Genomic DNA, 23,973 nt, shown 5'->3' on the forward strand with positions numbered 1-23,973 from the left:
GGTGAATGACAACCCCTTCGCCGGCCCGTTCGCCAAGCACCCGCGATCACCGCTTGAGCTGCTCGACACGGTCCCGGAGTCTTTGCTGCGCCGGCTGAAGCAGTACTCCGGCCGGCTGGCCACCGAGGCGGTGTCGGTCATGGGCGATCGGTTGCCGTTCTTCGCCGACCTGGAGGCCTCCCAGCGGGCCAGCGTGGCCCTGGTGGTGCAGACGGCCATCAACAATTTCGTCGAGTGGATGCAGGACCCGCACAGCGACGTCAGCTACACCGCGCAGGCCTTCGAATTGGTGCCCCAGGACCTCGCCCGCCGCATCGCGCTGCGCGACAGCGTGGACCTGGCCCGCGTCACCATGGAGTTCTTCGAGGAGGTCGTGCCCCTGGTGGCCCGCTCCGAGGAGCAGCTGACCGCCCTGACCGTGGGCATCCTGAAGTACAGCCGCGACCTGGCCTTCACTGCAGCCTCGTCCTACGCGAACGCGGCCGAGGCGCGCGGCACCTGGGACAGCCGGATGGAGGCCAGCGTCGTCGACGCGGTCGTCCGCGGCGATACCGGCCCGGAGCTGCTGTCCCGCGCCGCGGCGCTGAACTGGGACACCACCGCCCCGGCGACGGTCGTCGTCGGGATCCCGGCCCCGGATCGTGACGGCTCGAACGGCGACGGCGGCACCCGGCGGGCCAGCCAGAGCGTCCGTGACATCGCCGCGCATCACGGCCGGGCGGCGCTCACCGACGTGCACGGCACCTGGCTGGTGGCGATCGTGTCCGGCCAACTATCGCTAACCGACAAATTCCTGGCGGACCTCTTGAATGCATTGTCGGACGGCCCGGTGGTGATCGGGCCGACGGCGCCCATGCTGACCGCGGCCTACCACAGCGCCAGCGAGGCGATCTCGGGGATGAACGCCGTCGCCGGCTGGCGGGGGGCGCCGCGGCCGGTGCTGGCCCGCGAACTGCTGCCCGAGCGCGCCCTGATGGGCGACGCGTCGGCGATCGTGGCGCTGCACACCGACGTGATGGGGCCGCTCGCCGCGGCCGGGCCGACGCTGATCGAGACGCTCGACGCGTACTTAGATTGTGGCGGCGCGATTGAGGCTTGTGCCAGAAAGTTGTTCGTTCATCCAAACACCGTCCGATACCGGCTCAAGCGCATCACCGACTTCACCGGGCGTGATCCCACCCAGCCACGCGACGCATACGTGCTGCGTGTGGCGTCGACGGTGGGCCAGTTGAACTACCCAGCACAGCCGTCCAGCATCGACAACAACGTCTTGACGCCGGTCCCGCTGCCGGTCAGGACTGGTGTGGCGGGTACGGGCGAGCGATAGTGATTCAGGCAACAGATCGCAGGCCGGTATCAAAACCGTAGCTTACGGGGCGATTTTGTAGGATGCTCACAAAAACCTAAGACGAGGTTCATAATCTGTTACACCCGCCAAAACCGTTTCCACAGTGTTCTCTTAAACACGTGATTGCATTGCTTGCGCCCGGACAGGGTTCGCAGACGGAGGGGATGCTGTCGCCGTGGTTGGAGCTGCCAGGCGCCGCAGACCAGCTGGCCCTGTGGTCCAAGGCCAGCGGCCTGGACCTGGTTCGGCTCGGGACCACCGCATCGACCGAGGAGATCACCGACACCGCGGTCGCCCAGCCCCTGATCGTCGCGGCCACGCTGCTCGCTCATCAGGAGCTGACCAGGCGTGAGCTGCTCGCCGGTGAAGAATTCATAGTCGCCGGCCACTCCGTCGGGGAAATCGCGGCCTACGCCATCGCGGGCGTGCTGGCCGCTGATGACGCCGTCGCGCTGGCCGCCACCCGCGGCGCCGAAATGGCCAAGGCCTGCGCCATGGAGCCCACCGGCATGTCCGCGGTGCTCGGCGGTGACGAGGCCGAGGTACTGAGCCGCCTCGAGGAGCTCGACCTGTTCCCCGCCAACCGCAACGCGCCCGGGCAGATCGTCGCCGCGGGCCCGCGGGGCGCGCTGGAGAAGCTCGCCGAGGACCCGCCAGCCAAGGCCCGCGTCCGCGCGCTCGGTGTCGCCGGGGCGTTCCACACCAAGTACATGGCTCCGGCCCTGGACGGTTACGCCGCCGCGGCGGCCGCCGTCGCGACCGCCGAGCCCACCGCCACGCTGCTTTCCAATCGGGACGGAAAGCCCGTCGCCTCGGCGGCGGCAGCGATGGACACGCTCGTCGCCCAACTGACCCAGCCGGTGCGCTGGGATCTGTGCAACGAGACGATGAGTGCGCACGAGATCGCGGCGATCGTGGAGTTTCCCCCGGCGGGGACGCTCACCGGCATCGCCAAGCGCGAACTTCGGGGGGTTACGGCCCGTGCCGTGAAGTCACCCGCAGATCTGGACGAGTTGGCAAGCCTCTAGACCGCCGGCTTTCGCCAGGAAATAAAAATTGCAAACGTCAATCCGATTTGCACACAACACATTACGAAGGGAATAGGCCGTGGCCGTCACTCAGGAAGAAATTATCGCCGGTATCGCCGAGATCATCGAAGAGGTGACCGGTATCGAGCCCTCCGAGGTCACCCCGGAGAAGTCGTTCGTCGACGACCTGGACATCGACTCGCTGTCGATGGTTGAGATCGCGGTGCAGACCGAGGACAAGTACGGCGTGAAGATCCCCGACGAGGACCTGGCCGGCCTGCGCACCGTCGGTGACGTCGTCGCCTACATCCAGAAGCTCGAGGAAGAGGACCCCGAGGCCGCCGCCGCGCTGCGCGCCAAGATCGAGTCCGAGAACCCCGAGGCCGTTGCCAACGTCAAGGCGAGGATGGAAGCGGACAGCAAGTGACCAAGCCTTCCACTGCTAATGGCGGTTACCCCAGCGTTGTGGTAACCGCCGTCACGGCGACGACGTCTATCGCGCCGGACATCGAGAGCACGTGGAAGGGTTTGCTGGCCGGCGAAAGCGGCATCCACGTACTCGAAGACGAGTTCGTCAGCAAGTGGGACCTGCCCGTCAAGATCGGTGGACACCTCAAGGAGCCCGTCGATAACCACATGGGCAGGCTCGACATGCGCCGGATGTCCTACGTCCAGCGGATGGGCAAGCTGCTGTCCGGTCAGCTCTGGGAGAGCGCCGGCAGCCCCGATGTCGACCCCGACCGGTTCTCCGTCGTGGTCGGCACGGGCCTGGGTGGCGCCGAGCGGATCGTCGAGAGCTATGACCTGATGAACGAGGGCGGCCCCCGCAAGGTGTCGCCGCTCGCGGTTCAGATGATCATGCCCAACGGCGCCGCCGCCACCGTCGGCCTGCAGCTCGGTGCTCGCGCCGGCGTGATGACCCCGGTCTCGGCGTGTTCGTCGGGCTCGGAAGCAATCGCGCACGCGTGGCGTCAAATAGTCATGGGTGACGCTGACGTCGCCGTGGCGGGCGGCGTCGAGGGTCCCATCGAGGCGCTGCCCATCGCGGCGTTCTCGATGATGCGGGCCATGTCGACTCGCAACGACGAGCCCGAGCGGGCCTCGCGTCCGTTCGACAAGGACCGTGACGGCTTCGTGTTCGGCGAGGCCGGTGCGCTCATGCTCATCGAGACCGAGGAGCACGCCAAGGCCCGCGGTGCCAAGCCGCTGGCCCGGCTGTTGGGTGCCGGTATCACTTCGGACGCCTTCCACATGGTGGCGCCCGCCGCGGACGGTGTTCGTGCCGGTCGTGCGATGACGCGGTCGTTGGAGCTGGCGGGCTTGTCCGCCAAGGACATTGACCACGTGAACGCGCACGGGACGGCGACCCCGATCGGTGACGCCGCGGAGGCCAACGCGCTCCGTGTCGCCGGTTGCGAGCACGCCGCGGTGTATGCGCCAAAGTCGGCGCTGGGCCACTCGATCGGCGCGGTAGGCGCGCTGGAATCCGTTTTGACGGTATTGACCCTTCGGGACGGCGTCATACCGCCCACGTTGAACTACGAAACACCCGATCCCGAGATCGACCTTGATGTGGTCGCGGGCGAACCTCGCTACGGCGAATTCCGTTACGCGATCAACAACTCGTTCGGCTTCGGTGGTCACAACGTGGCGCTCGCGTTCGGGCGCTACTGAGGCAGGACGTCCGGCGACCCCGCGGCCGAAGGCGGCCGCGGAGGAGCCGGACAACACGGAAGGAACGATCGCTAAAGCCATGACGGAGCTGGTTACGGGGAAAGCGCTCCCCAATGTAGTGGTTACCGGCGTTGCCATGACGACCGCACTCGCGACAGACGCGGAGAACACGTGGAAGCTGTTGTTGGACGGCCAAAGCGGCATCCGCACCCTCGATGACCCGTTCGTCGAGGAGTTCGACCTGCCGGTCCGCATCGGCGGGCACCTGTTGGAGGAATTCGACAGTCAGCTCACGCGCGTCGAGCTGCGCCGGATGGGGTACCTGCAGAAGATGTCCACCGTCCTGAGCAGGCGGCTGTGGGAGAACGCCGGCAACCCGGAGCTCGACACCGACCGGTTGGCGGTGTCCATCGGCACCGGGCTGGGCTCGGCCGAAGAGCTCGTCTTCAGCTACGACGAGATGCGCGCTCGCGGCATGAAGGCGGTCTCGCCGCTGGCGGTGCAGAAGTACATGCCCAACGGCGCCGCCGCGGCGGTGGGACTGGAACGGCACGCCAAAGCCGGTGTGATGACGCCGATCTCGGCGTGCGCGTCCGGCTCGGAGGGCATCGCGCGCGCGTGGCAACAGATCGTGCTCGGTGAGGCCGACGCCGCGATCTGCGGTGGGGTGGAGACCAGGATCGAGGCGGTGCCCATCGCCGGGTTCGCCCAGATGCGCATCGTGATGTCGACCAACAACGACGACCCCGCCGGTGCGTGCCGCCCGTTCGACAAGGACCGCGACGGCTTCGTGTTCGGCGAGGCCGGGGCGCTCATGTTGATCGAGACCGAGGAGAACGCCAAGGCTCGTGGCGCCAACATCCTGGCCCGGATCATGGGGGCCAGCATCACCTCGGACGGCTTCCACATGGTGGCGCCGGATCCCAACGGCGAGCGCGCCGGACACGCGATGACGCGGGCCATCCAGCTCGCGGACCTCACGCCCGGCGACATCGACCACATCAACGCCCACGCCACCGGCACCCAGGTCGGTGACCTGGCCGAGGGCCGCGCCATCAACAACGCGCTGCGTGGCCACAAGCCGGCGGTGTACGCGCCCAAGTCCGCTCTCGGCCACTCGGTGGGTGCGGTCGGCGCGGTGGAGTCGATCCTGACCGTGCTCGCGTTGCGGGAGCAGGTGATCCCGCCGACACTGAACCTCGTCAACCTCGATCCGGAGATCGATTTGGACGTGGTGGCGGGCAAGCCGCGGCCGGGCAACTACAAGTACGCGATCAACAACTCGTTCGGATTCGGCGGTCACAACGTGGCGATCGCTTTCGGGCGGTACTAAACCCGCCCTATAGCCCGGGCACACTCGGAATCAGGAGACCTGCGATGACAATCATGGCCCCCTCGTCGGTTGGTGAGTCGCTCGACCCCCGAGACCCGTTGCTGCGCCTGAGCAACTTCTTCGACGACGGCAGCGTGGAACTCCTGCACGAGCGTGACCGCTCGGGCGTGCTGGCCGCCGCGGGGACCGTGAACGGTCTGCGCACCATCGCGTTCTGCACCGACGGCACCGTGATGGGCGGCGCGATGGGCATCGAGGGCTGCACGCACATCGTCAACGCCTACGACACCGCCATCGAGGAACAGAGCCCGATCGTGGGCATCTGGCACTCCGGCGGCGCCCGGCTGGCCGAGGGGGTCCGGGCGCTGCACGCGGTCGGGCTGGTGTTCGAGGCCATGATCCGCGCGTCGGGCTACATTCCGCAGGTTTCGGTCGTCGTCGGCTTCGCCGCCGGCGGCGCCGCCTACGGACCGGCGCTGACGGACGTCGTCGTGATGGCGCCCGAAAGCCGGGTGTTCGTCACCGGACCCGACGTGGTGCGCAGCGTCACCGGCGAGGACGTCGACATGGCGTCGCTCGGCGGCCCGGAGACGCACCACAAGAAGTCCGGGGTGTGCCACATCGTCGCCGACGACGAGCTCGACGCCTACGAGCGTGGCCGCCGACTGGTCGGATTGTTCTGCCAGCAAGGACATTTCGACCGCAGCAAGGCCGAGGCCGGCGACACCGACATCCACGCGCTGCTGCCCGAGTCGGCGCGGCGGGCCTACGACGTGCATCCGATCGTGACCGCGATCCTCGACTCCGACACACCTTTCGACGAGTTCCAGGCCAACTGGGCGCCGTCCATGGTGGTCGGGCTGGGCAGGTTGTCGGGCCGCACCGTGGGCGTGCTGGCCAACAACCCGCTGCGGCTCGGCGGCTGCCTGAACTCCGAAAGCGCCGAGAAGGCGGCACGTTTCGTGCGGCTGTGCGACGCGTTCGGCATCCCGCTGATCGTGGTCGTCGATGTGCCCGGTTACCTGCCGGGTGTCGACCAGGAGTGGGGTGGCGTGGTGCGCCGCGGCGCCAAGTTGCTGCACGCGTTCGGCGAGGCCACCGTGCCCCGGGTCACCCTGGTCACCCGAAAGACCTACGGCGGGGCCTACATCGCGATGAACTCCCGCTCGCTGAACGCGACCAAGGTGTTCGCCTGGCCGGACGCCGAGGTCGCGGTGATGGGCGCCAAGGCGGCCGTCGGCATCCTGCACAAGAAGAAGCTGGCCGCCGCGGCCGACCACGAACGCGAAGCGCTGCACGACGAATTGGCCGCCGAGCACGAGCGGATCGCCGGCGGCGTCGACAGCGCCATCGAGATCGGGGTGGTCGACGAGAAGATCGACCCGGCGCACACCCGCAGCAAGCTCACCGAGGCGTTGGCCCAGGCGCCGGCGCGCCGCGGACGCCACAAGAACATCCCGCTGTAACTCACCTCTTTACCGCGAGCAGACGCAGAATCGCACGAAAGCGCGCTGCGCAGTGCGATTCTGCGTCTGCTCGGCCCTCTATCCCCAGCGGTGACTCGCCAATACGGCGTGCTCCTCGCATGCTCTGGCGGTGCATACTGGAGCGCTCGCAGTCCTGCAGCAGGCTGGCGGATTCGCCACCACCGCACAGTTGCTGACGGTAATGACCCGGCAGCAGCTCGACGTCCAAGTTCGAAACGGTGGCCTCAAACGCGTCTGGTACGGGGTTTACGCCGCTGAGGAGCCGGATCTTTCACGTCGCCTGACCGCGTTGGACATGTTTATGGGGCAGCACGCCGTTGTCTGCATGAACACAGCCGCGGCCCTGTACGGCTTCGACACGGAAAACGCGACCGCAATCCACATCCTCGATCCTGGCGTACGAATGCGTCCCACGGTCGGCCTGATGGTTCACCAACGTACTGGCGCCCCATTGCAACGGATAGCAGGCCGTCTCGCGACCACACCTGCCTGGACCGCTGTCGAAGTCGCGAGGCAGTTGCCACGTCCCCGGGCAATCGCAACACTTGACGCCGCATTGCGTTCGATGCGTTGCAGCCGTGCAGAACTCGTACGTGCGGTCACCGAGCAGCGGGGCCGTCGCGGGATAGTGGCCGTGCGGGGACTTCTTCCCTTCGCCGACGGACGTGCGGAATCCGCGATGGAAAGCGAGGCTCGACTCGTAATGATCGACCACGGGCTCCCCCTTCCAGAACTTCAATATCCAATTTATGGTCGCGACGGTGAATTGTGGCGAGTCGATTTTGCATGGCCGGAGATGCGCCTAGCGGCTGAATATGAAAGCATCGAGTGGCATGCGGGACGCAGCGAGATGCTCCGAGACAAAACAAGATCCGGCATCATCCAGGAACTCGGATGGACGATCATTCCTATCGTCGTCCACGATGTAAGACGCGAGCCCGAGCGACTTGCCATGCGAATCGCCACCCATTTGGACCGTGCACGCAAAGCCGGCTAATTATGGCGAGCAGACGCAGAATCGCATAAAAGACCGTCGCGCAGTGCGATTCTGCGTCTGCTCGCGGGGTAACTCAGGAGTCCAGGAACCGCTGAACTGCCTCGGTGAGGATGCGCCCGCCGTTGGTGTTGAGATGAATGCCGTCGATGTGGAACTGCCAGCCGTTGCGCCGCGCGATCTCGTCAAAGCTTTGGCGTAGCACCATTTCTCGCCACAGGTAGTCACGGTAGAGCGCCGCGAAGGAGAACCGGGTGAACGGTTTGGTCGTCGCCTCCGCCGTGAGGCGCTCCTGGAATGCTTCGTAGAACGGAATGTAGTCCGTGGACTCCCGCGCGGCCGCTTCGCGGATGATGCCGTTGTACATGGCGAACAGGTCGTTGAGCCGCGCCTGCACCGGATGGCGTGAGCCGGGCGCTTCCCCCACCGGGGCAAGGGAACTCAGCGCGACCCTGGCGTTGGTCTCCCGTTGCAGCCGGCGCACGATGACGGCCAGGTTCTCCTCGAACCGCGCCGGCGACTGTTCTTCGCGAAGCCCCTTCCACACGCGAACAAATCGCCGGAAGTTGGGAAAGACGCTCGCCATGATGTCGTTGCTGCCGATCAGCACGATGACCCGGTCCGGCCGGCGCGCGATCACCCGGTCGAGGCGCCGGACGGCGTTGGCCGACAGATCCCCGCCGACACCGAGGTTGACGAAGCGAAACCGGTTGTTGCGGGGCCGCTTTTCCAGCTCGTCGATCCATTTGTAGGTTTCCCTCGACGCGGTGGTGCTCGACCCCAGGCACGCCACCGTTTCGGAACGCGGCGGGTCGGTCATGGCGCGCGGCCGAGGATGCGGCACAGCACCCGACCGAGCTCGTCACCCGGTGAGCGCGGGACCTCGTCGGCGCGCCAGGCGACGAAGTCGTCTGGTCGCACCAACAACGCCCCGTCGGGCGCGAGTCCCGTCGCGGCGGACCACGAGCGGTCGACGTCAACCGCGGTCCCGATGCGCCGCACGGTGATTGGGACGCCGGCGGCCTTGGACGCGCAGGCCGCGGCGTCCGACCACGCGGCGTCGTCGTCTCCGGTGAGCAGCGTGAAACCGGGCCCGAGCAGGTCGAGGGTCGAGACCCGCTTTCCGCCGTCGACGACCCAGGCGTGCGGGACGCGGGTGCCGGGCTGCCCGCGCAATTCGTCCACCAGCGACACGGCGTCGGCATCCGGCGGAACGGGATCGTCGGAAACCACTGCGGCAGAACGGTATCGGTATCCGATCAGCAGCGCGAACATGGGCGCCTCTTCGTCCGGCGGCAATAGCGGGCGGTCGTCGTCCAACCGCAGGAAGGCCAGCGACGGCCCGGTGAGCGACTGGCGCGCGTTGAAGCGCCCGACCGGGTGCCGCTCGGCATGGTAGGTGTCCAACAACGCCGTGCCGGCGGTCCCGTTCAAGACGCTGGCCAGCTTCCAGGCCAGGTTGTGCGCGCTCTGGATAGCGGTGTTGGCTCCGCCGGCCTTGAACGGCGGCATGGTGTGCGCCGAGTCGCCGACGAGAAACACTCGGCCGCAGCGGAATTGGTCGGCGACTCGCTCGTACGGCTGCCAGGGTGCGACGTCGATGACTTCCACGTCGATCGGCTCGCCGATCGCCTTCGTCAGCATCTCGCGGCACCGCTGCGCGGTGAACTGTTCGGCGGATTCGCCGCGGGCGGGAAAGTACGTGTTGATGAACATGCCGAAGTCGTCGCGCACCGGCAGAAAGATGCCCTCCACGTCCGGGTTCTTAACCTGGATGCCGTCGCCCGCGCCGAGGTCGCCGACGAATTTTCGCCACGGCGCCCGGAAGTAGACGAACACGACATAGATCGGCAGTGCCCCGTAGCCGGAGGTCGTCACGCCCAGCGCGTCGCGGATCGGGCTGTGCACACCGTCGGCGGCGACGAGATAGTCGGCGCGTACCGCCTCGGTCGCGCCCGACTCGCGATCGCGGATGACCGCGATGACGCCGCTTTCGTCCTGTTCGAACGAGTCCAACTCCGTGTTGTAGCGCGCCTCGCTACCGTGCCGGCGGATGAGGGTAAGCAGGATCGGTTCGAAGGCGCTCTGCGGGCAGTACTGGCCGCCGGGCTCCGGGCTCAGATCCTTGAACGGCGCGAAGATCGCGTTGACGTCGAGCGCCTGACGCTGTTCGGCACTGTTGAGCGTCGGCTTGCTCACCATGTCGGAAACGCCATGGGCGATCGCATGGACCTCGTCGGCCAATCCAAGCCCGCGCAGGATCTCCAAGCTGCGGAAGCTCAGGTTGCGCGCCTTCGGGTAGATGAACACCTCACCGCGCCTTTCGACCACCAGCGAGCGAACACCGTGTTTGGCGAGCAACGCAGAGGTGGCCAGGCCGGCGGCTCCCGCGCCGACGATCAACACCGGGACGTGTTTGACGTTCATCGCCGCCTCCCATCTATACGGAACTGACTAGTTCCGCTTAGCCTCCAATGTGGCACGGCGCGGCGGGATACGCAACAACTACGGCGCCGGTTCCCCGGCCATCGGCAAGATCACGTCTTCGAGCATGCGCCGCACGTAGACCCGGTCGATCGGACGCCCGGTGATCACCCGCAACACGTTGAGGCCCAGCGCGACGTCGGGGATCAGGCTGAGGTCGCGGTCGGCCGGGATTTCCCCGCGGGCCACCGCATGGTCGAGCACCGCGCGGACAACCTGTCGCGGGGTGGACAGCACCAGGTCGTCCAGAGCGGCCGCCAGGACGGGGTTGTGCATAGCCGCCGTCGCCACGCCGACGACCACCCGAATCATGTGCGTGTCAGCATCATTCAAGTCTGGAGTGGCCGCAACCAGCGCGTCGATGTCACCACGAAGGCTGCCGGTGTTGGGCGGTTCGATGGGCCCCAGCCGCCGCCTCCAGTGCGCGATCGCGTCGGCGACGACCACCTCCTTCGACGGCCAGCGGCGGTAGATCGCCGCCTTCCCGACGCCGGCGCGCGACGCGATGTCGTCCATGCTCAACCGGTCATAGCCGACTTCGGCGACGCCCGCCAGGGTCGCGTCGAGGATGGCCGCGTCCAGCGAGCGATCGAGGCGTCCCGGACTGCGGGTCCGGCTCGACGTGCTTGCCTGGTCGCTTTCCCGCTTCATATGCTCCTAACGATACGGGCTAGTTCCGTTCGATGATATCCTCAGCCGAAGTTCGTCACGAATTCCTTGGCCACCGACACGACGCGCTCGCGATCGCGCGCAACCAGACCGATCCGGGTTCGCCGGTCGAGAATGTCGTCGACGTCCAGCGCGCACTCGTGGGTGACGGCGTACTCGAACTCCGCGCGGGTCACGTCGATGCCCTCGGCGACGGGCTCGGTCGGCCGGTCGCAGGTCGCCTGAGCGATGACGTGGGGCGCCTCGGCGCCGTAGCGCGCCACCAGCGACGCCGGGAGTCCCGCGCTCGAACCCGCGCCCGGCCCGGGATTGCCCGGCGCCCCGATCAGTGGCAGGTTGCGGGTCCGGCAGTCGCCCGCGCGCAACCCCCGCCGGCCGACGGCGAAGTCCAGGACGTCCTCCGCCATGTAGCGGTATTCGGTCAGCTTGCCGCCGATCACGCTGATGGCTCCCGACGGGGCCTCGACGACGGCGTGCTCGCGCGACACGTCGGCGGTGCGGCCCTCGCCGGTGTCGATCAGCGGCCGCAGACCCGCGTAGGCGCCGATCACGTCGGCGGTGCCGAGCTCGCTGCCCAGCGCGGTGTTCACGGTGTCCAGCAGGAACGCGATCTCCTGCTCGGACGGCTCCGGCACGTCGGGAATCGGGCCGGGCGCGGCCTCATCGGTCAGGCCCAGATACACCCGGCCCAGTTGCTCGGGCATGGCGAACACGAAGCGATTGAGCTCACCGGGAATCGGAATGGTAAGCGCCGCAGTCGGATTCCCGAACGCACTCGCGTCGAAAACGAGGTGCGTCCCCCGGCTGGGCCGCAGCCGCAACGAGCCGTCGATCTCCCCCGCCCACACCCCGGCCGCGTTGATGACCGCGCGGGCGGACACGTCGAACGACTGCCCCGTGCGCTGATCGGTCAGCCGCACCGAGGTGCCCGACGCCTCGGAGGCCGCGACGTAGGTCAGGATGCGCGCGCCGTGCTGCGCAGCGGTCCGCGCGACCGCGGTGACCAGCCGGGCGTCGTCGATCAGCTGCCCGTCGTAGGCCAGAAAGCCGCCGTCCAGGCCGTCGCGCCGAACCGTGGGCGCCATCTCCAGGGCACGCTGCGCCGAGACGCGCCGCGACCGCGGCAGCACCGACGACGGCGTCCCCGCCAGCGCCCGCAGCGCGTCGCCGGCCAGGAACCCGGCGCGGACCAGGGCCCGCTTGGCGTGACTGAGCGACGGCAACAAGGGCACCAGCTGCGGCATCGCGTGGACGAGATGGGGGGCGTTGCGCGTCATCAGGATTCCGCGCTCGATGGCGCTGCGCCGGGCGATGCCGACGTTGCCGGTCGCCAGGTAGCGCAGGCCGCCGTGCACCAGCTTGGAGCTCCAGCGGCTGGTGCCGAACGCCAGGTCGTGCTTTTCCACCAGCGCCACCCGCAGGCCCCGCGACGCGGCGTCCAACGCGATCCCCACCCCGGTGATGCCGCCGCCGATCACGACGACGTCCAGCGGCTCGCCGTCGGCCAGCGCCGTCAGGTCGGCCGTGCGGCGCGCCGCGTTCAAGGCGGTCACGACAGGTATCCGTTCAGCGAGTAGGCGAGTTCGGCGGCCAGCGCGTCGGCGTCGAGGATCGGGCGGACGATCCGCTCGGACTGGATGGTCGACTGGGCGATGAGCAACACCATCGTGGCCATCTGCAGCGGGTCGCCGGCGCGGACGCTGCCGTGCCGCTGGGCCGCGCGCAGCCGCTCGGCCAGGGCGTCGATCAGCATCTGCTGGCTCGCGCCGAGGCGCTCGGTGATGTAGATCGGCGCCAGCTCCGAATGCATCACCGACATCACCAGCTCGTCGTGACGCAGCAGGTCGGCGACCGTAACGATCTGTCGCACAAGCGATTCCCGGTCGTCGCCCTGCAGCGGCGCGTCGCGCATCACGCCGACGATGCGCTGGGTCAGCAGCGCCGCGACGATCGACTTGGTGTCCGGCCAGCGCCGGTACACCGTCGGCCGGCTGACACCGGCCCGCCGGGCGATCTCCGCCAGGGTCACCCGGTCCACCCCGAAGTCCACGACGCAGCTGGCCGCGGCCGACAGGATCCGGTCGCGGGTGTCCGGCCGTGCGTTACTGATTGACAGCATGTGTAATACTGTAACGCATGTGTAATACTGTAACGCATGACGCACGCCGAGCAACTCCTCCCGCCGATGAAATGGAACGCGTGGGGGGATCCCGCCGCCGCGAAGCCGCTCTCCGAGGGCATCCGCTCACTGCTGAAACAGGCGGTGGGACTGCAGGATTCGGACCAACCCGACCTCGACGCCGACGAGGTGAAGCTGCGCCCGTCGGCGTTGTCGCAAGCCGACAAAGACGCCCTGGCCGGCATCGTCGGTGCCGAGCACTGCCGCACCGCCGACCGCGACCGCCTGCTGCGCGCCGGCGGCAAGTCCACGCTCGACCTGCTGCGCCGCAAGGATCCCGGGGTGCAGGACGCGCCCGACGCCGTGCTGCTGCCCGGAGATGACGACGCCGTCGGCGCCATCCTGCGCTACTGCTCCGAGCACCGCATCGCCGTGGTCCCGTTCGGCGGCGGCACCAGCGTGGTCGGCGGTCTCGACCCGACCCGCGGCGAGTTCGGCGCCGTCGTGTCGCTCGACCTGCGCCGCTTCGACCGGCTCATCGAGCTCGACGAGGTGTCCGGCCAGGCCGTCTTCGGGGCCGGGGTCACCGGCCCGGACGCCGAACGCCTGCTCGGCGAACGCGGATTTTCCCTCGGGCACTTCCCGCAGAGCTTCGAGTACGCCACGATCGGCGGCTTCGCCGCGACGCGGTCCTCCGGTCAGGACTCGGCGGGCTACGGCCGGTTCAACGACATGGTTCGCGGCCTGCGGATGGTCACGCCGGTGGGCACGATGGAGCTGGGTCGCGCGCCGGAATCGGCCGCGGGTCCCGACCTGCGCCAGCTGCTGCTCGGCTCGGAGGGGGCGTTCGGCGTCATCACCCAGGTGCGCCTGCGCGTGCACCGCGTCCCCGAGGCCGTGCGTTACGAGGCGTGGTCGTTCCCCGATTTCGAGACCGGGACCGCCGCGCTGCGCGCCGTCACCCAGAATGCGACCGGCCCCACCGTGATTCGGCTCTCCGACGAGGTCGAGACCGGGGTCAACCTCGCCACCACCGAGGCGATCGGCGAAAGCCAGGTCACCGGCGGCTGCCTGGGCATCACCGTGTTCGAGGGCACCAAGGAGCACGTCGAGAGCCGGCACGCCGAGACCAGCGCGCTGCTGGCGGCCCGCGGCGGCACGTCTCTGGGCGAGGCGCCGGCGCAGGCCTGGGAGCGGGGCCGGTTCGCCGCGCCGTACCTGCGCGACTCGCTGCTGTCGGCGGGCGCGCTCTGCGAGACCCTCGAGACCGCCACCGACTGGTCGAACGTGCCGAGGCTGAAAACCGCTGTCACCGAGGCGCTTACGAGCGCGTTGGCCGAATCCGGCACACCCGCGCTGGTGATGTGCCACATCTCGCACGTCTACCCCACCGGCGCGTCGCTCTACTTCACGATCGTCGCAGGGCAGCGCGGCAACCCGATCGAGCAGTGGTGGGCCGCCAAGAAGGCCGCCTCGGACGCGATCATCGCCGCGAGCGGAACCATCACCCACCATCATTCGGTCGGCGCCGACCACCGGCCCTGGATGCGCGACGAGGTCGGCGAACTCGGCGTGCAGGTCCTGCGCGCGGTCAAGTCGACGCTCGACCCGGCCGGAATCCTCAACCCCGGCAAGCTGATTCCGTGACCGCTCAGCGCGAGATCGGCAAGGTGACCGCGCTGACCAATCCCGTCTCGGGTCACGGCGCCGCGATCCGTGCCGCGCAGGTCGCGATCGCCCGGCTGCACGAGCGGGGCGTGCAGGTCACCGAGATCGTCGGCGACGACGCCGAGGACGCGCGCCACCTGGTCGCCGCCGAGCTCGAGCGGGGCACCGACGCGGTGATGGTCACCGGCGGCGACGGCGTCGTCTCCAACGCGCTGCAGGTGTTGGCGGGCACCGACGTTCCGCTGGGCATCATCCCGGCCGGCACCGGCAACGACCACGCCCGCGAATTCGGCATTCCCACAAAGGATCCCGAGGCCGCCGCGGACGTCGTCGTCGACGGCTGCACGCAGACCATCGACCTGGGCCGGATCCGGTGGGGTGACACCGAGAAGTGGTTCGGCACCGTCGCGGCCACCGGGTTCGACTCCCTGGTGACCGACCGCGCCAACCGGATGACCTGGCCGCACGGGCGGCTGCGCTACTACCTCGCGATGCTCGCCGAGCTGTCGCAGTTGCGGCTCTTGCCCTTTCGCATGGTGCTCGATGGCACGCGGGAGATCGACGCCGACATCACGCTGGCGGCGTTCGGCAACACCCGCAGCTACGGCGGCGGCCTGCTGATCTGTCCCAACGCCGATCCCACCGACGGCCTGCTCGACATCACCATGGCGCATTCGGCGTCCCGCACCAAGTTGGTGCGCCTGTTCCCCACCGTCATGAAGGGCACGCACGTCGACCTCGACGAGGTGACCACGGCGCGCGCCAAGACCATCCACGTCGAGTGCCCCGGTATCAACGTCTACGCCGACGGCGACTTCGCCTGCGCGCTGCCCGCCGAGATTTCCGCGGTCCCCGCCGCGGCGCACGTGCTCCGTCCACGCGCGTCTGGGGACCATTAGGCGGTTCTGGAATCCGATAGCGCATGCGCTATCAAGTTTCGGGATCGCCTAATGGTCCCGAGATCCCGCGGCCAGCGAGGCCTATCCGACGCCCCGGCTGAGCCAGGTCACTTCCCCGGCGTCGCCGCCGTCGCGATACACCTCGAGCGCCTCGTCCCACGCCGTGCCCAGGACCGAGTCCAGCTCGGCGGCCAGATAGTCGGCGCCCTGCGCCATCATCGACCGAAGCCGCATTTCGCCGACCATGACGTCGCCGTTGGCGCTCATCGACCCGCTCCACAGGCCGAGCTGCGGGGTGTGGCTGAACCGCTGGCCGTCGACCCCCGGGCTCGGGTCCTCGGTGACCTCGAACCGCAGCACCGACCAGGAGCGCAGGGCGTTGGCCAACCGGGCGCCGGTGCCCACCGGCCCGACCCAGTTGGTGACCGCGCGCAGCTGCCCGGGCATCGCCGGCTGCGGCGTCCAGACCAGGTTGGCCTTCGACTGCAGGGTTGACGACAACGCCCACTCGACGTGCGGGCACACCGCCGCGGGCGAGGCGTGGACGTACACCACACCCGTCGTCACGTCGGCAAATTGGTTCGACGCACGCATCTCCTGCTCCTTCGGTTCCACGAGGGACGTCTTCCCCAACGACCTGGTGAACCCGGACAAGCGGGATGCATATAAAGTTTTGTGTCCTGCGTGTCTATTGTGCCCTCTGATGCCCCTGTTGCGCTAGTGTGCGGAGTGGTCAATTATGACCGCATCCGAAATCGCCGGCCACGGCTCTAACGCCCACTCGCCGAAATCGCGGTCGGTCAGCACCACCAGCGCCAGGTCGGCCTCGGGATCGACCCAGATAAACCCGCCCGATTGGCCGAAATGGCCGTACGTCCGCGCCGAGTTGCGCGACCCCGTCCAGTGCGGCGATTTGCCGTCGCGGATCTCGAAACCCAGGCCCCAGTCGTTGGGCCGCTGCACCCCGTAGCCGGGCAGCACCCCGTCCAGGCCGGGAAATTGCACGGTCGTGGCCTCGGCGTGCAGCTGCGGCGACACAACGGCCGGCCGCAGCAGCTCACGGGCGAAGGCCGCCAGGTCGGCGACGGTCGAGGTGGCGCCGAACCCGGCGGCCGCGGCGCCGCCGTTCAACCGGGTAGTGGCCATGCCGAGCGGCTCGCACACCGCCTCGGACAGGTAGCGGCCGAACTCGATTCCCGACTCGGCCTCCAGGGTTCGGGCCAGCACGGTGAAGCCCTGGTTGGAATACATCCGCCGGGTGCCGGGCTTGGCCAGCACCCGATCGTTGTGCATCGCCAGGCCCGACGCGTGCGCCAGCAGGTGCCGGACCGTGGCGCCGGGCGGGCCGGCGGGGGTGTCGAGCTCGACGACGCCCTCCTCGATGGCGATCTGCGCGGCCCGGGCCACCAGCGGCTTGGTGACCGAGGCCAGCTCGAAGACCCGCGCGGTGTCGCCGTGGCTGGCCAGGACGCCGGCCGGCCCGACGACCGCGGCGGCCGCATTGGCCACCGGCCAGTCATCGAGCGCGTCGAGGGCGGTCACTTCCTGGCGATGTAGTAGCTGTTGATCGGGTCGCCCTCGATCTCGGTCACCCGGACGTCGGCGAACCCGGCGTCGGCGAGCATCGACGTGGCCAGCTGCGTCCCCCAGGCGGTGCCCAGCCCGACGCCGTCCAGCGCCAGCGACACCGTCATGCAGTGCATCAGCGAGACCGTGTAGAGGTAGGTGCTCATCGGGACGTCAACGTTGTCTTCCAGCCGGCTCGACGCCTTGATGTCGGCCATCAGGAAAACGCCGCCGGGGCGCAGCGCGCGGTAGATGTTCTCCAGCACCCGGGCGGGCTGTGCCTGATCGTGGATGGCGTCGAATGTGGTGATGACGTCGTAGGCCTCGGTCTTGTCCAGGTCGGTCAGGTTGTGCGCCTCGAAGAAGGCGTTGGTCAGGCCGAGCCGGGCCGCCTCCTCGACTCCCGTCGCGATGGCCTCTTTGGAAAAGTCGATGCCGGTGAACCGGCTCGCCGGGAACGCCTGTGCCATCACGTTGATCGCGTGGCCGCTGCCGCAGCCGAAGTCGGCCACGTCGGCCCCGGCGCGCAGGCGGTCGGGCAGGCCGTCGACCAACGGCAGCACGACGTCGACGAGCGCGATGTCGAACACCGCGGCGCTCTGCTCGGCCATCAGCGCGTGGAAGCGCGGGAACTCGCTGTAGGGCAGCCCGCCGCCGTCGCGGAAGCAGCCGACGATCTTCTGCTCCACCTCGCCGAGCTGCGGGAGGAACAGGGCCACCAACGCCAGGTTGTCGGGCCCGGCCGCGCGGGTGAGAGCGGCCGCCCGGTGGGCGGGCAGCGTGTAGGTGGCGGCGGCCGGGTCGTAGTCGACGACGTGCGCGGTGGTCATGCCGGCCAGCCATTCGCGCACATAGCGTTCGTTGAGGCCGGCGGCCTCGGCGATCTGCGCGCTGGTGGCCGGCGGGAGCCCGGCCATCGTGTCCAGCAGGCCGGTCTGGTGCCCGATGCTCAGCAGGATCGTGAGGCTCGCGCCGTCAATGGCCGCGACCATTCGCCCGGCGAATTCCTCTGTGGTCTCGGAGGTTGTCTCAGGTGCCGTCACGTTCTGCAGACGCTACACCGGGTCCCGTCGCGCCGAGTCTGCGCTCAGCGCGTGCGTTTGACCCAAGTGGGCGATCTCAGCGCAGACTCGACGCAACGACGCGCAAAGCCCGCCAGTAGGTTGGTGCCTATGAGTCAGACAGTGCGCGGAGTGATTTCACGCAAGAAGGGCGAACCCGTCGAGCTGGTCGACATCGTCGTCCCCGACCCGGGGCCCGGCGAGGCGGTGGTCGACGTCATCGCCTGCGGGGTCTGCCACACCGACCTGACCTACCGCGAAGGCGGCATCAACGACGAGTATCCGTTCCTGCTCGGCCACGAGGCCGCCGGCCGCGTCGAAGCGGTGGGGCCGGGCGTGACGGCGGTCGAGCCGGGCGACTTCGTGATCCTGAACTGGCGCGCCGTGTGCGGGCAGTGCCGGGCCTGCAAGCGCGGCCGCCCGCACCTGTGCTTCGACACGTTCAACGCCACCCAGAAGATGACACTGACCGACGGCACGGAACTCACCCCGGCGCTGGGCATCGGGGCGTTCGCCGACAAGACGCTGGTGCACTCCGGCCAGTGCACCAAGGTCGATCCGCAGGCCGACCCCGCCGTCGCCGGCCTGCTGGGCTGCGGCGTGATGGCCGGCATCGGCGCCGCGATCAACACGGGGGCGGTGACCCGCGACGACACCGTCGCCGTGATCGGCTGCGGCGGCGTGGGCGACGCCGCGATCGCCGGGGCGGCACTGGTCGGGGCCCGGCGGATCATCGCCGTCGACACCGACAACACCAAGCTGGACCTGGCCCGCAAGTTCGGCGCCACCCACACGATCAACGCCCGCGAGTTCGACGTGGTGAAGACGATCCAGGACCTCACCGACGGCTTCGGCGTCAACGTGGCGATCGACGCGGTGGGCCGCCCCGAAACCTGGCAGCAGGCCTTCTACGCCCGCGACCTCGCGGGAACCGTTGTGCTGGTTGGTGTTCCGACGCCCGACATGCGCCTGGAGATGCCGCTGGTGGACTTCTTCAGCCACGGCGGATCGCTGAAGTCGTCGTGGTACGGCGACTGCCTGCCCGAGCGCGACTTCCCCACCCTGATCGACCTGTACCTGCAGGGCCGGCTGCCGTTGGACAAGTTCGTCTCCGAGCGCATCGGGCTCGACGACGTCGAGGAGGCGTTCCACAAGATGCATGGCGGCAAGATATTGCGATCGGTGGTGCTGCTCTGATGGTGGACATCGATCGGGTGGTGACCCACGGCACGTTCGAATTGGACGGCGGCAGTTGGGAAGTCGACAACAACATCTGGCTGATCGGCGACAACTCCAACGTCGTGGTGTTCGACGCCGCCCACGATGCGGCGCCGATCGTCGAGGCCGTGGCCGGCCGCCACGTGGTCGCGGTGGTGTGCACGCACGGCCACAACGACCACGTGACGGTCGCGCCCGAACTCGGCGAGACGCTCGACGCGCCGGTGTTGCTGCATCCGGCCGACGAGGTGCTGTGGCGAATGACGCACCCGGACAGCGACTTCCGCTCCATCTCCGACGGCCAGACACTCAGCGTGGGAGGCACGGAGTTGCGGGCGCTGCATACCCCGGGCCACTCCCCCGGATCGGTGTGCTGGTATTCGCATGACCTGGGCGTCGTGTTCAGCGGCGACACCCTGTTCTCCGGCGGCCCCGGCGCCACCGGCCGCTCGTACTCCGATTTCCCGACGATCCTGCAGTCCATCTCGGAGCGCCTCGGCACGCTGCCCGGCGAGACGATCGTGCATACCGGCCACGGCGACAGCACCACCATCGGCGACGAGATCGTGCACTACGAAGAGTGGGTGGCCCGCGGCCACTAGGCCGCCCGATCGACCCTGCTCGACCTCCTCGATCCGGAGTCCAAAACTCGACCGGTCAAATCCGTCTTATTGCTGTATTGTCACGTGCAGTGATAATCATCGCGGAAGGCGGACTCATGCAGATCACGGTATTCGGAGCGACCGGCGGCGTCGGTCGCGAGCTGGTAAAGCAAGCGCTGGAACGGGGTTACGGCGTGGTCGCCGTCGTACGCGATGCCGGCCGGCTGGGCGTGACACGTCCAGCGCTGGACGTCGTCACGGTCACCGCGCTCGACGATCCCGGCACCCTCATCCCGGCGATCCGCGGCAGCGACGCCGTGCTGTCGGCTCTCGGCCCGCGTGGACGCAAAGACGGGCCCGTCGTGAGCAGCAGCACCCGCGCGATCCTGGCGGCGATGAACGCCTGCGCGACAAAGCGATTCGTCGCCGTCAGCGCACTGCCGGTGGGTCCGACAGCCGAAGGCGAGCGTCTGATGACGCGCTGGGTGTTGCTTCCTGTCCTGAAAACCGTTCTGGGAAACGTCTATGCCGACCTTGCCGACATGGAATCCCTCTTGCAGCACAGCGACGTCGAGTGGACCGTCGTGCGTCCGCCCCGGCTCGTCGACCGGCCCCTCACCGGCGATTACCGCACGGTGGTGGGCGCCAACGTGGCCCGCGGCTCGGCCATCTCGAGGGCCGACGTTGCGCACGCCATGCTCGACGCCCTGGCGTCGGCGCAGACGATCCAGCAGCCAGTCGGCGTGTCGTACTGATTATCCTGACCCGTGACAATCCCGGCCGGTGTTAGCCTTAGCCGATGACTGAACAGGGCTCCGGCATCACCGAACTCGACGAACGGATCCCGTTTCTGCTCTCGCAGTTGGGCGCCCATGTCAGCAGCGATTTCCAGCGGCGGCTGGCGCCGATCGGAGCCGACCCGCGCACGTACGCGGTGCTGTTGGCCTTGGCCGCCGCCGACGGCCAGTCGCAGCGCCAGCTGTCCGAACGCCTCGGCATTCACCGCAACGCCATGGTCATGGTCATCGACAACCTTGAGCAACGCGGGCTAGCCAAGCGGTTGACCCATCCCGACGACAGACGGGCGGTGGCCGTGACCCTTACCGCCAAGGCCCGCCGCCTGCTACCGGCCCTGCACGACCAGGGCCGTGAGCTGGAAGACGAGATCGCCGCACCGTTGTCCGCGACGGAACGCGCCACGCTGCGGCGACTTTTGCAGCGGGTCGCGGCCGGAGCGGGCCTTATCCCGGGGGTCCACCCGGGCCTGACGCGCTGACACGCGTTCTGCAACCGCTCCGACGAGCTTCACCGAGACCGGTGCAGGGTCTGGCACTCCGCATGATTGTCACATATAGTGATGATCATAATCCGTGACTAACCTGCCTCTGGCTCGATAGGAGCGCGTCGTGCACACGACATATCTCGTCATAACCCTCATCGCGATCGCCTTCGATGGCTTTTCCGGCGTCGCGGCACTGGTTCACTTCGCGCCGATCCTTCCGGGGATGGCGAGCGCGGGCGTGCCGGTCTCGTGGTTGAGGTTTCCCATCGGCACGTTGAAGACGCTGGGGACCGTCGGACTCGTTGTGGGTCTGTGGGTTCCGGCTATCGGCATCGCGGCCGCGGCAGGGTTGGTGATGTTCTTCGTGTGTGCCGTCTACACCCATGTGCTCGCCCACGACATCACCGGTCAGATGATGTTCGGCGCGTTTCTGCTCGCGCTCAATTGTGCCACCTTGACCGCCGCGATCGCGGCCCACCCCGGGGTCTTGTGACCATGAAACAGGCCGCGCGTGCGCCATTGTTGTTGGCGCGCTTCAGCACCGCCTTGATGGTCGCCTGGGCCGTGACGCAGGCGATCTTGGCCGGCAACTTTCTCGGCGGCCAGTACGACGCGCTGCGGCTGCACGCGCTTGACGCCAGAGCGATCACCGTCACCTCCGCGGTGCAGATCGTGATCCTGGCGTGGGTCTGGCGCAGCACAGGCCGCCGGGGACCGTTCTTCGCGGGCGTCGTGCAGACCCTGCTGCTCGTCGCCGAGTTCGCAACCGGCGAACTGCGCCTCACCGCCCTACACGTCCCGCTCGGTGTGCTGCTGGTCGCCGGGATTGTCCAACTGGTGATGATGATCTGGCGCATCCCCCTGCCGATGCGCGCCGGCGCGGACCTCGAGGCGACACGATGAACCGCCGCGCCGTGCTGCGCGCGGGGCTGCTCACCGCGGGCGCCGGCGTCGTCGGAGCCGCGTTGCCGGCGGCGCAGACGGCGCTGGGGCCGGCCGAGCCGGGCACGCTGCTGTCCAGCCGCACGCCGCTGCCGCCGCGTTACCAGACGCCGCTGCCGATACCGGTTCGCCTGGCCCCCAGCGAAACCGACGGCACGACGGACTACTACACCATCACCCAGCAGGTTACTGACTTGGCGATACTTCCCGGCCTGACCACGCGAGCGTGGACCTACGGGGGGACGTTTCCCGGGCCGACGATCGAGTCGCGGTCGGGTCGGCGAACCGTGATCCGCCATCACAATGCCCTGCCCGTACCGGTGGCGGTGCACCTCCATGGCGGCCACACCCCGCCGGACAACGATGGGTACCCGCTCGACCTCATCGAGCCGCATGCGCCAGATGCCGCGGCCGGCCACACCGGCATGTCCGGCATGTCACGCAATTCGGTTGTCGGGCAACGTGACTACGTCTATCCGATGCAGCAGCGCGCGGCCACCCTCTGGTATCACGATCACCGCATGGGCTACACCGGTCAGGCCGTCTGGCGGGGGCTCGCGGGGTTCCACATCGTGCACGACGACGAAGAGGACGCCCTGCCGCTGCCGCGCGGCCGCCGCGACATACCGCTGATGATCACCGATCGGTCATTTGGCGCCGACGGCTCATTCCAGTACCCGACCACGGAGGGCGGCGACGTCGCCCATCCCTACATGAACGGTGTGCTCGGTGACGTCGTCTTGGTCAACGGGGCGCCGTGGCCGGTGCTGGAAACCGACCCCGCGCGGTACCGATTCCGGGTGCTCAATGCCTCCAACGCGCGCCGGTACCGGCTGCAACTCGACCCGCCGCCGCCCGGCGGGTCCGCATTCACCCAAATAGGAAGCGACGGCGGCCTGCTGGCCGCACCGATCAACCACGACGCGGTCGACATCGCCCCGGCCGAACGGTTCGACCTCGTCGTCGACTTCTCCCGCTACCCGTCGGGAACCCGGGTGCGACTCACCAACGCGCTTGGCGCCCAGTCCACCTCGGAGATCATGCGCTTCGACGTCGTCGGCACCGACCGATCGGACGAAACGACGATTCCCGAGAAACTCGGTGAAAGCTATACCCCGCTAGAGCGTGGTCGCGCCGTGTCCACCCGCACCTTCCTGTTCGGGCAAGGCCGCGCGGGCATGTGGACGATCAACAACAAGCCGTACCAGCCGGGGGTTCCGCTGGCCAGACCGCGCCTGGGTGACATCGAAATCTGGCGGTTCATCACAGACATCCGGCACCCGATCCACGTGCATCTCAATCACTTCCAGGTGCTATCCCGCAACAACAGGCCGCCGGGCCGCTTCGATCGCGGATGGAAAGACACCGTCGATGTCGCGCCGTCCGGGGCGGTGGAGGTCGCCGTCCAATTCACCGACTATCGCGGAACGTATCTCGTGCATTGCCACAACCTCGAGCACGAAGACATGGCCATGATGGCCGACTTCGTCACGCTCTAGGTCGCCCGGCTCGCTCAGCAGAAACCGCCCCGGCCAACGACAATGAATACGTGGACGATAGGGCCGAATCCGACCTGGCGTGGGAACTGGCTGATGCGGT

At 68.3% G+C, this 23,973-nt stretch carries 24 protein-coding genes; 16 read left to right on the forward strand and 8 right to left on the reverse strand.

What is annotated here, in order from left to right:
* Window position 1 precedes the first annotated feature (1 nt).
* The 7 genes from A5712_RS20630 to A5712_RS20660 all read left to right on the forward strand — a co-directional run bounded on the left by A5712_RS20630 (window position 2) and on the right by A5712_RS20660 (window position 7,867).
* The gene (locus A5712_RS20630) at window positions 2-1,327 is read left to right on the forward strand and encodes a CdaR family transcriptional regulator (protein ID WP_068108926.1); all 1,326 of its coding nucleotides are present in this window, start codon (window positions 2-4) and stop codon (window positions 1,325-1,327) included.
* A 140-nt stretch (window positions 1,328-1,467) separates the two neighbouring features.
* On the forward strand, window positions 1,468-2,376 hold the full coding sequence (locus A5712_RS20635; protein WP_068108929.1) for an ACP S-malonyltransferase: 909 nt from the start codon (window positions 1,468-1,470) through the stop codon (window positions 2,374-2,376).
* Between the two features lie 79 nt (window positions 2,377-2,455).
* Window positions 2,456-2,803 carry a meromycolate extension acyl carrier protein AcpM gene (acpM, locus tag A5712_RS20640; RefSeq protein WP_068108932.1) on the forward strand — a complete coding sequence of 116 codons (348 nt, stop codon included), beginning with the start codon at window positions 2,456-2,458 and terminating at the stop codon, window positions 2,801-2,803.
* Window positions 2,800-4,050 (forward strand): 3-oxoacyl-ACP synthase KasA, encoded by a 1,251-nt coding sequence (gene kasA, locus A5712_RS20645; protein WP_068108935.1) that lies wholly within the window; start codon window positions 2,800-2,802, stop codon window positions 4,048-4,050. Before acpM ends, kasA begins: the two co-directional genes overlap by 4 nt.
* A 79-nt stretch (window positions 4,051-4,129) precedes the next feature.
* Complete coding sequence (kasB, locus tag A5712_RS20650) at window positions 4,130-5,383, forward strand: 3-oxoacyl-ACP synthase KasB (protein ID WP_068108938.1); 1,254 nt, start codon at window positions 4,130-4,132, stop codon at window positions 5,381-5,383.
* A gap of 44 nt (window positions 5,384-5,427) precedes the next feature.
* Window positions 5,428-6,849 (forward strand): acyl-CoA carboxylase subunit beta, encoded by a 1,422-nt coding sequence (locus tag A5712_RS20655; RefSeq protein WP_068108940.1) that lies wholly within the window; start codon window positions 5,428-5,430, stop codon window positions 6,847-6,849.
* 130 nt (window positions 6,850-6,979) lie between these two features.
* Window positions 6,980-7,867 carry a hypothetical protein gene (locus A5712_RS20660; RefSeq protein WP_068108942.1) on the forward strand — a complete coding sequence of 296 codons (888 nt, stop codon included), beginning with the start codon at window positions 6,980-6,982 and terminating at the stop codon, window positions 7,865-7,867.
* Window positions 7,868-7,940: 73 nt separating this feature from the next.
* On the opposite strand, the gene A5712_RS20665 is transcribed toward A5712_RS20660, so the two are convergent.
* The 5 genes from A5712_RS20665 to A5712_RS20685 form a co-directional block, all read right to left on the reverse strand.
* On the reverse strand, window positions 7,941-8,684 hold the full coding sequence (locus A5712_RS20665) for a GDSL-type esterase/lipase family protein (protein ID WP_068108947.1): 744 nt from the start codon (window positions 8,682-8,684) through the stop codon (window positions 7,941-7,943).
* Window positions 8,681-10,291, reverse strand: coding sequence for an FAD-dependent monooxygenase (locus A5712_RS20670; protein ID WP_068108949.1), 1,611 nt, complete (start codon window positions 10,289-10,291; stop codon window positions 8,681-8,683). Before A5712_RS20670 ends, A5712_RS20665 begins: the two co-directional genes overlap by 4 nt.
* Window positions 10,292-10,369: 78 nt before the next feature.
* Entirely contained in the window at window positions 10,370-10,999 is a 630-nt protein-coding gene (locus A5712_RS20675) for a TetR/AcrR family transcriptional regulator (protein WP_068108953.1), read from the reverse strand.
* 41 nt (window positions 11,000-11,040) lie between these two features.
* Window positions 11,041-12,579 (reverse strand): glycerol-3-phosphate dehydrogenase/oxidase, encoded by a 1,539-nt coding sequence (locus A5712_RS20680; RefSeq protein WP_068108957.1) that lies wholly within the window; start codon window positions 12,577-12,579, stop codon window positions 11,041-11,043.
* Entirely contained in the window at window positions 12,567-13,136 is a 570-nt protein-coding gene (locus A5712_RS20685; RefSeq protein WP_068108960.1) for a TetR/AcrR family transcriptional regulator, read from the reverse strand. The genes A5712_RS20680 and A5712_RS20685 overlap by 13 nt, the downstream gene beginning before the upstream one ends.
* A 66-nt stretch (window positions 13,137-13,202) precedes the next feature.
* Here A5712_RS20685 and A5712_RS20690 point away from each other — a divergent pair, with 66 nt between their 5' ends.
* Both A5712_RS20690 and A5712_RS20695 read left to right on the forward strand, forming a co-directional pair.
* The gene (locus A5712_RS20690; protein ID WP_068108990.1) at window positions 13,203-14,783 is read left to right on the forward strand and encodes an FAD-binding oxidoreductase; all 1,581 of its coding nucleotides are present in this window, start codon (window positions 13,203-13,205) and stop codon (window positions 14,781-14,783) included.
* Entirely contained in the window at window positions 14,780-15,703 is a 924-nt protein-coding gene (locus A5712_RS20695) for a diacylglycerol kinase (protein WP_068108962.1), read from the forward strand. Before A5712_RS20690 ends, A5712_RS20695 begins: the two co-directional genes overlap by 4 nt.
* 81 nt (window positions 15,704-15,784) lie before the next feature.
* On the opposite strand, the gene A5712_RS20700 is transcribed toward A5712_RS20695, so the two are convergent.
* From A5712_RS20700 to A5712_RS20710, 3 genes are all read right to left on the reverse strand, one after another.
* Window positions 15,785-16,297 (reverse strand): DUF3145 domain-containing protein, encoded by a 513-nt coding sequence (locus A5712_RS20700; RefSeq protein WP_067160110.1) that lies wholly within the window; start codon window positions 16,295-16,297, stop codon window positions 15,785-15,787.
* Window positions 16,298-16,420: 123 nt separating this feature from the next.
* On the reverse strand, window positions 16,421-17,245 hold the full coding sequence (locus A5712_RS20705; RefSeq protein ID WP_068108965.1) for a serine hydrolase: 825 nt from the start codon (window positions 17,243-17,245) through the stop codon (window positions 16,421-16,423).
* A complete protein-coding gene (locus tag A5712_RS20710; RefSeq protein WP_068108968.1) occupies window positions 17,242-18,261 on the reverse strand; it encodes a class I SAM-dependent methyltransferase in 1,020 nt (339 codons plus the stop codon). Before A5712_RS20710 ends, A5712_RS20705 begins: the two co-directional genes overlap by 4 nt.
* Before the next feature lie 180 nt (window positions 18,262-18,441).
* Here A5712_RS20710 and A5712_RS20715 point away from each other — a divergent pair, with 180 nt between their 5' ends.
* The 7 genes from A5712_RS20715 (at window position 18,442) to A5712_RS20745 (ending at window position 23,873) form a co-directional block, all read left to right on the forward strand.
* Entirely contained in the window at window positions 18,442-19,527 is a 1,086-nt protein-coding gene (locus tag A5712_RS20715; protein ID WP_068108972.1) for an S-(hydroxymethyl)mycothiol dehydrogenase, read from the forward strand.
* A complete protein-coding gene (locus tag A5712_RS20720; protein WP_068108974.1) occupies window positions 19,527-20,150 on the forward strand; it encodes an MBL fold metallo-hydrolase in 624 nt (207 codons plus the stop codon). The genes A5712_RS20715 and A5712_RS20720 overlap by 1 nt, the downstream gene beginning before the upstream one ends.
* Window positions 20,151-20,239: 89 nt before the next feature.
* On the forward strand, window positions 20,240-20,905 hold the full coding sequence (locus tag A5712_RS20725; protein WP_197519457.1) for an NAD(P)-dependent oxidoreductase: 666 nt from the start codon (window positions 20,240-20,242) through the stop codon (window positions 20,903-20,905).
* A gap of 44 nt (window positions 20,906-20,949) precedes the next feature.
* Window positions 20,950-21,426, forward strand: coding sequence for a MarR family winged helix-turn-helix transcriptional regulator (locus tag A5712_RS20730; protein WP_068108978.1), 477 nt, complete (start codon window positions 20,950-20,952; stop codon window positions 21,424-21,426).
* Window positions 21,427-21,556: 130 nt separating this feature from the next.
* Window positions 21,557-21,925, forward strand: coding sequence for a DoxX family protein (locus A5712_RS20735; RefSeq protein ID WP_068108981.1), 369 nt, complete (start codon window positions 21,557-21,559; stop codon window positions 21,923-21,925).
* Window positions 21,926-21,927: 2 nt separating this feature from the next.
* Window positions 21,928-22,335: a hypothetical protein gene (locus tag A5712_RS20740; protein WP_082973553.1), complete on the forward strand. Its 408-nt coding sequence runs from the start codon at window positions 21,928-21,930 to the stop codon at window positions 22,333-22,335.
* Window positions 22,332-23,873: a multicopper oxidase family protein gene (locus A5712_RS20745; RefSeq protein WP_068108984.1), complete on the forward strand. Its 1,542-nt coding sequence runs from the start codon at window positions 22,332-22,334 to the stop codon at window positions 23,871-23,873. The genes A5712_RS20740 and A5712_RS20745 overlap by 4 nt, the downstream gene beginning before the upstream one ends.
* The last annotated feature ends 100 nt before the right edge of the window (window positions 23,874-23,973 follow it).

The organism is Mycobacterium sp. E2327, from assembly GCF_001672675.1.
GTDB lineage: Bacteria > Actinomycetota > Actinomycetes > Mycobacteriales > Mycobacteriaceae > Mycobacterium.

Excerpts from the sequence above, each read along its gene's own strand:
- kasB (WP_068108938.1), top strand. The coding sequence starts at position 4,130 with ATGACGGAGCTGGTTACGGGGAAAGCGCTCCCCAATGTAGTGGTTACC.
- A5712_RS20655 (WP_068108940.1), top strand. The coding sequence starts at position 5,428 with ATGACAATCATGGCCCCCTCGTCGGTTGGTGAGTCGCTCGACCCCCGA.
- A5712_RS20665 (WP_068108947.1), bottom strand. The coding sequence starts at position 8,684 with ATGACCGACCCGCCGCGTTCCGAAACGGTGGCGTGCCTGGGGTCGAGC.
- A5712_RS20670 (WP_068108949.1), bottom strand. The coding sequence starts at position 10,291 with ATGAACGTCAAACACGTCCCGGTGTTGATCGTCGGCGCGGGAGCCGCC.
- A5712_RS20675 (WP_068108953.1), bottom strand. The coding sequence starts at position 10,999 with ATGAAGCGGGAAAGCGACCAGGCAAGCACGTCGAGCCGGACCCGCAGT.
- A5712_RS20685 (WP_068108960.1), bottom strand. The coding sequence starts at position 13,136 with ATGCTGTCAATCAGTAACGCACGGCCGGACACCCGCGACCGGATCCTG.
- A5712_RS20690 (WP_068108990.1), top strand. The coding sequence starts at position 13,203 with ATGAAATGGAACGCGTGGGGGGATCCCGCCGCCGCGAAGCCGCTCTCC.
- A5712_RS20700 (WP_067160110.1), bottom strand. The coding sequence starts at position 16,297 with ATGCGTGCGTCGAACCAATTTGCCGACGTGACGACGGGTGTGGTGTAC.
- A5712_RS20710 (WP_068108968.1), bottom strand. The coding sequence starts at position 18,261 with ATGGTCGCGGCCATTGACGGCGCGAGCCTCACGATCCTGCTGAGCATC.
- A5712_RS20715 (WP_068108972.1), top strand. The coding sequence starts at position 18,442 with ATGAGTCAGACAGTGCGCGGAGTGATTTCACGCAAGAAGGGCGAACCC.
- A5712_RS20720 (WP_068108974.1), top strand. The coding sequence starts at position 19,527 with ATGGTGGACATCGATCGGGTGGTGACCCACGGCACGTTCGAATTGGAC.
- A5712_RS20730 (WP_068108978.1), top strand. The coding sequence starts at position 20,950 with ATGACTGAACAGGGCTCCGGCATCACCGAACTCGACGAACGGATCCCG.
- A5712_RS20740 (WP_082973553.1), top strand. The coding sequence starts at position 21,928 with ATGAAACAGGCCGCGCGTGCGCCATTGTTGTTGGCGCGCTTCAGCACC.
- A5712_RS20745 (WP_068108984.1), top strand. The coding sequence starts at position 22,332 with ATGAACCGCCGCGCCGTGCTGCGCGCGGGGCTGCTCACCGCGGGCGCC.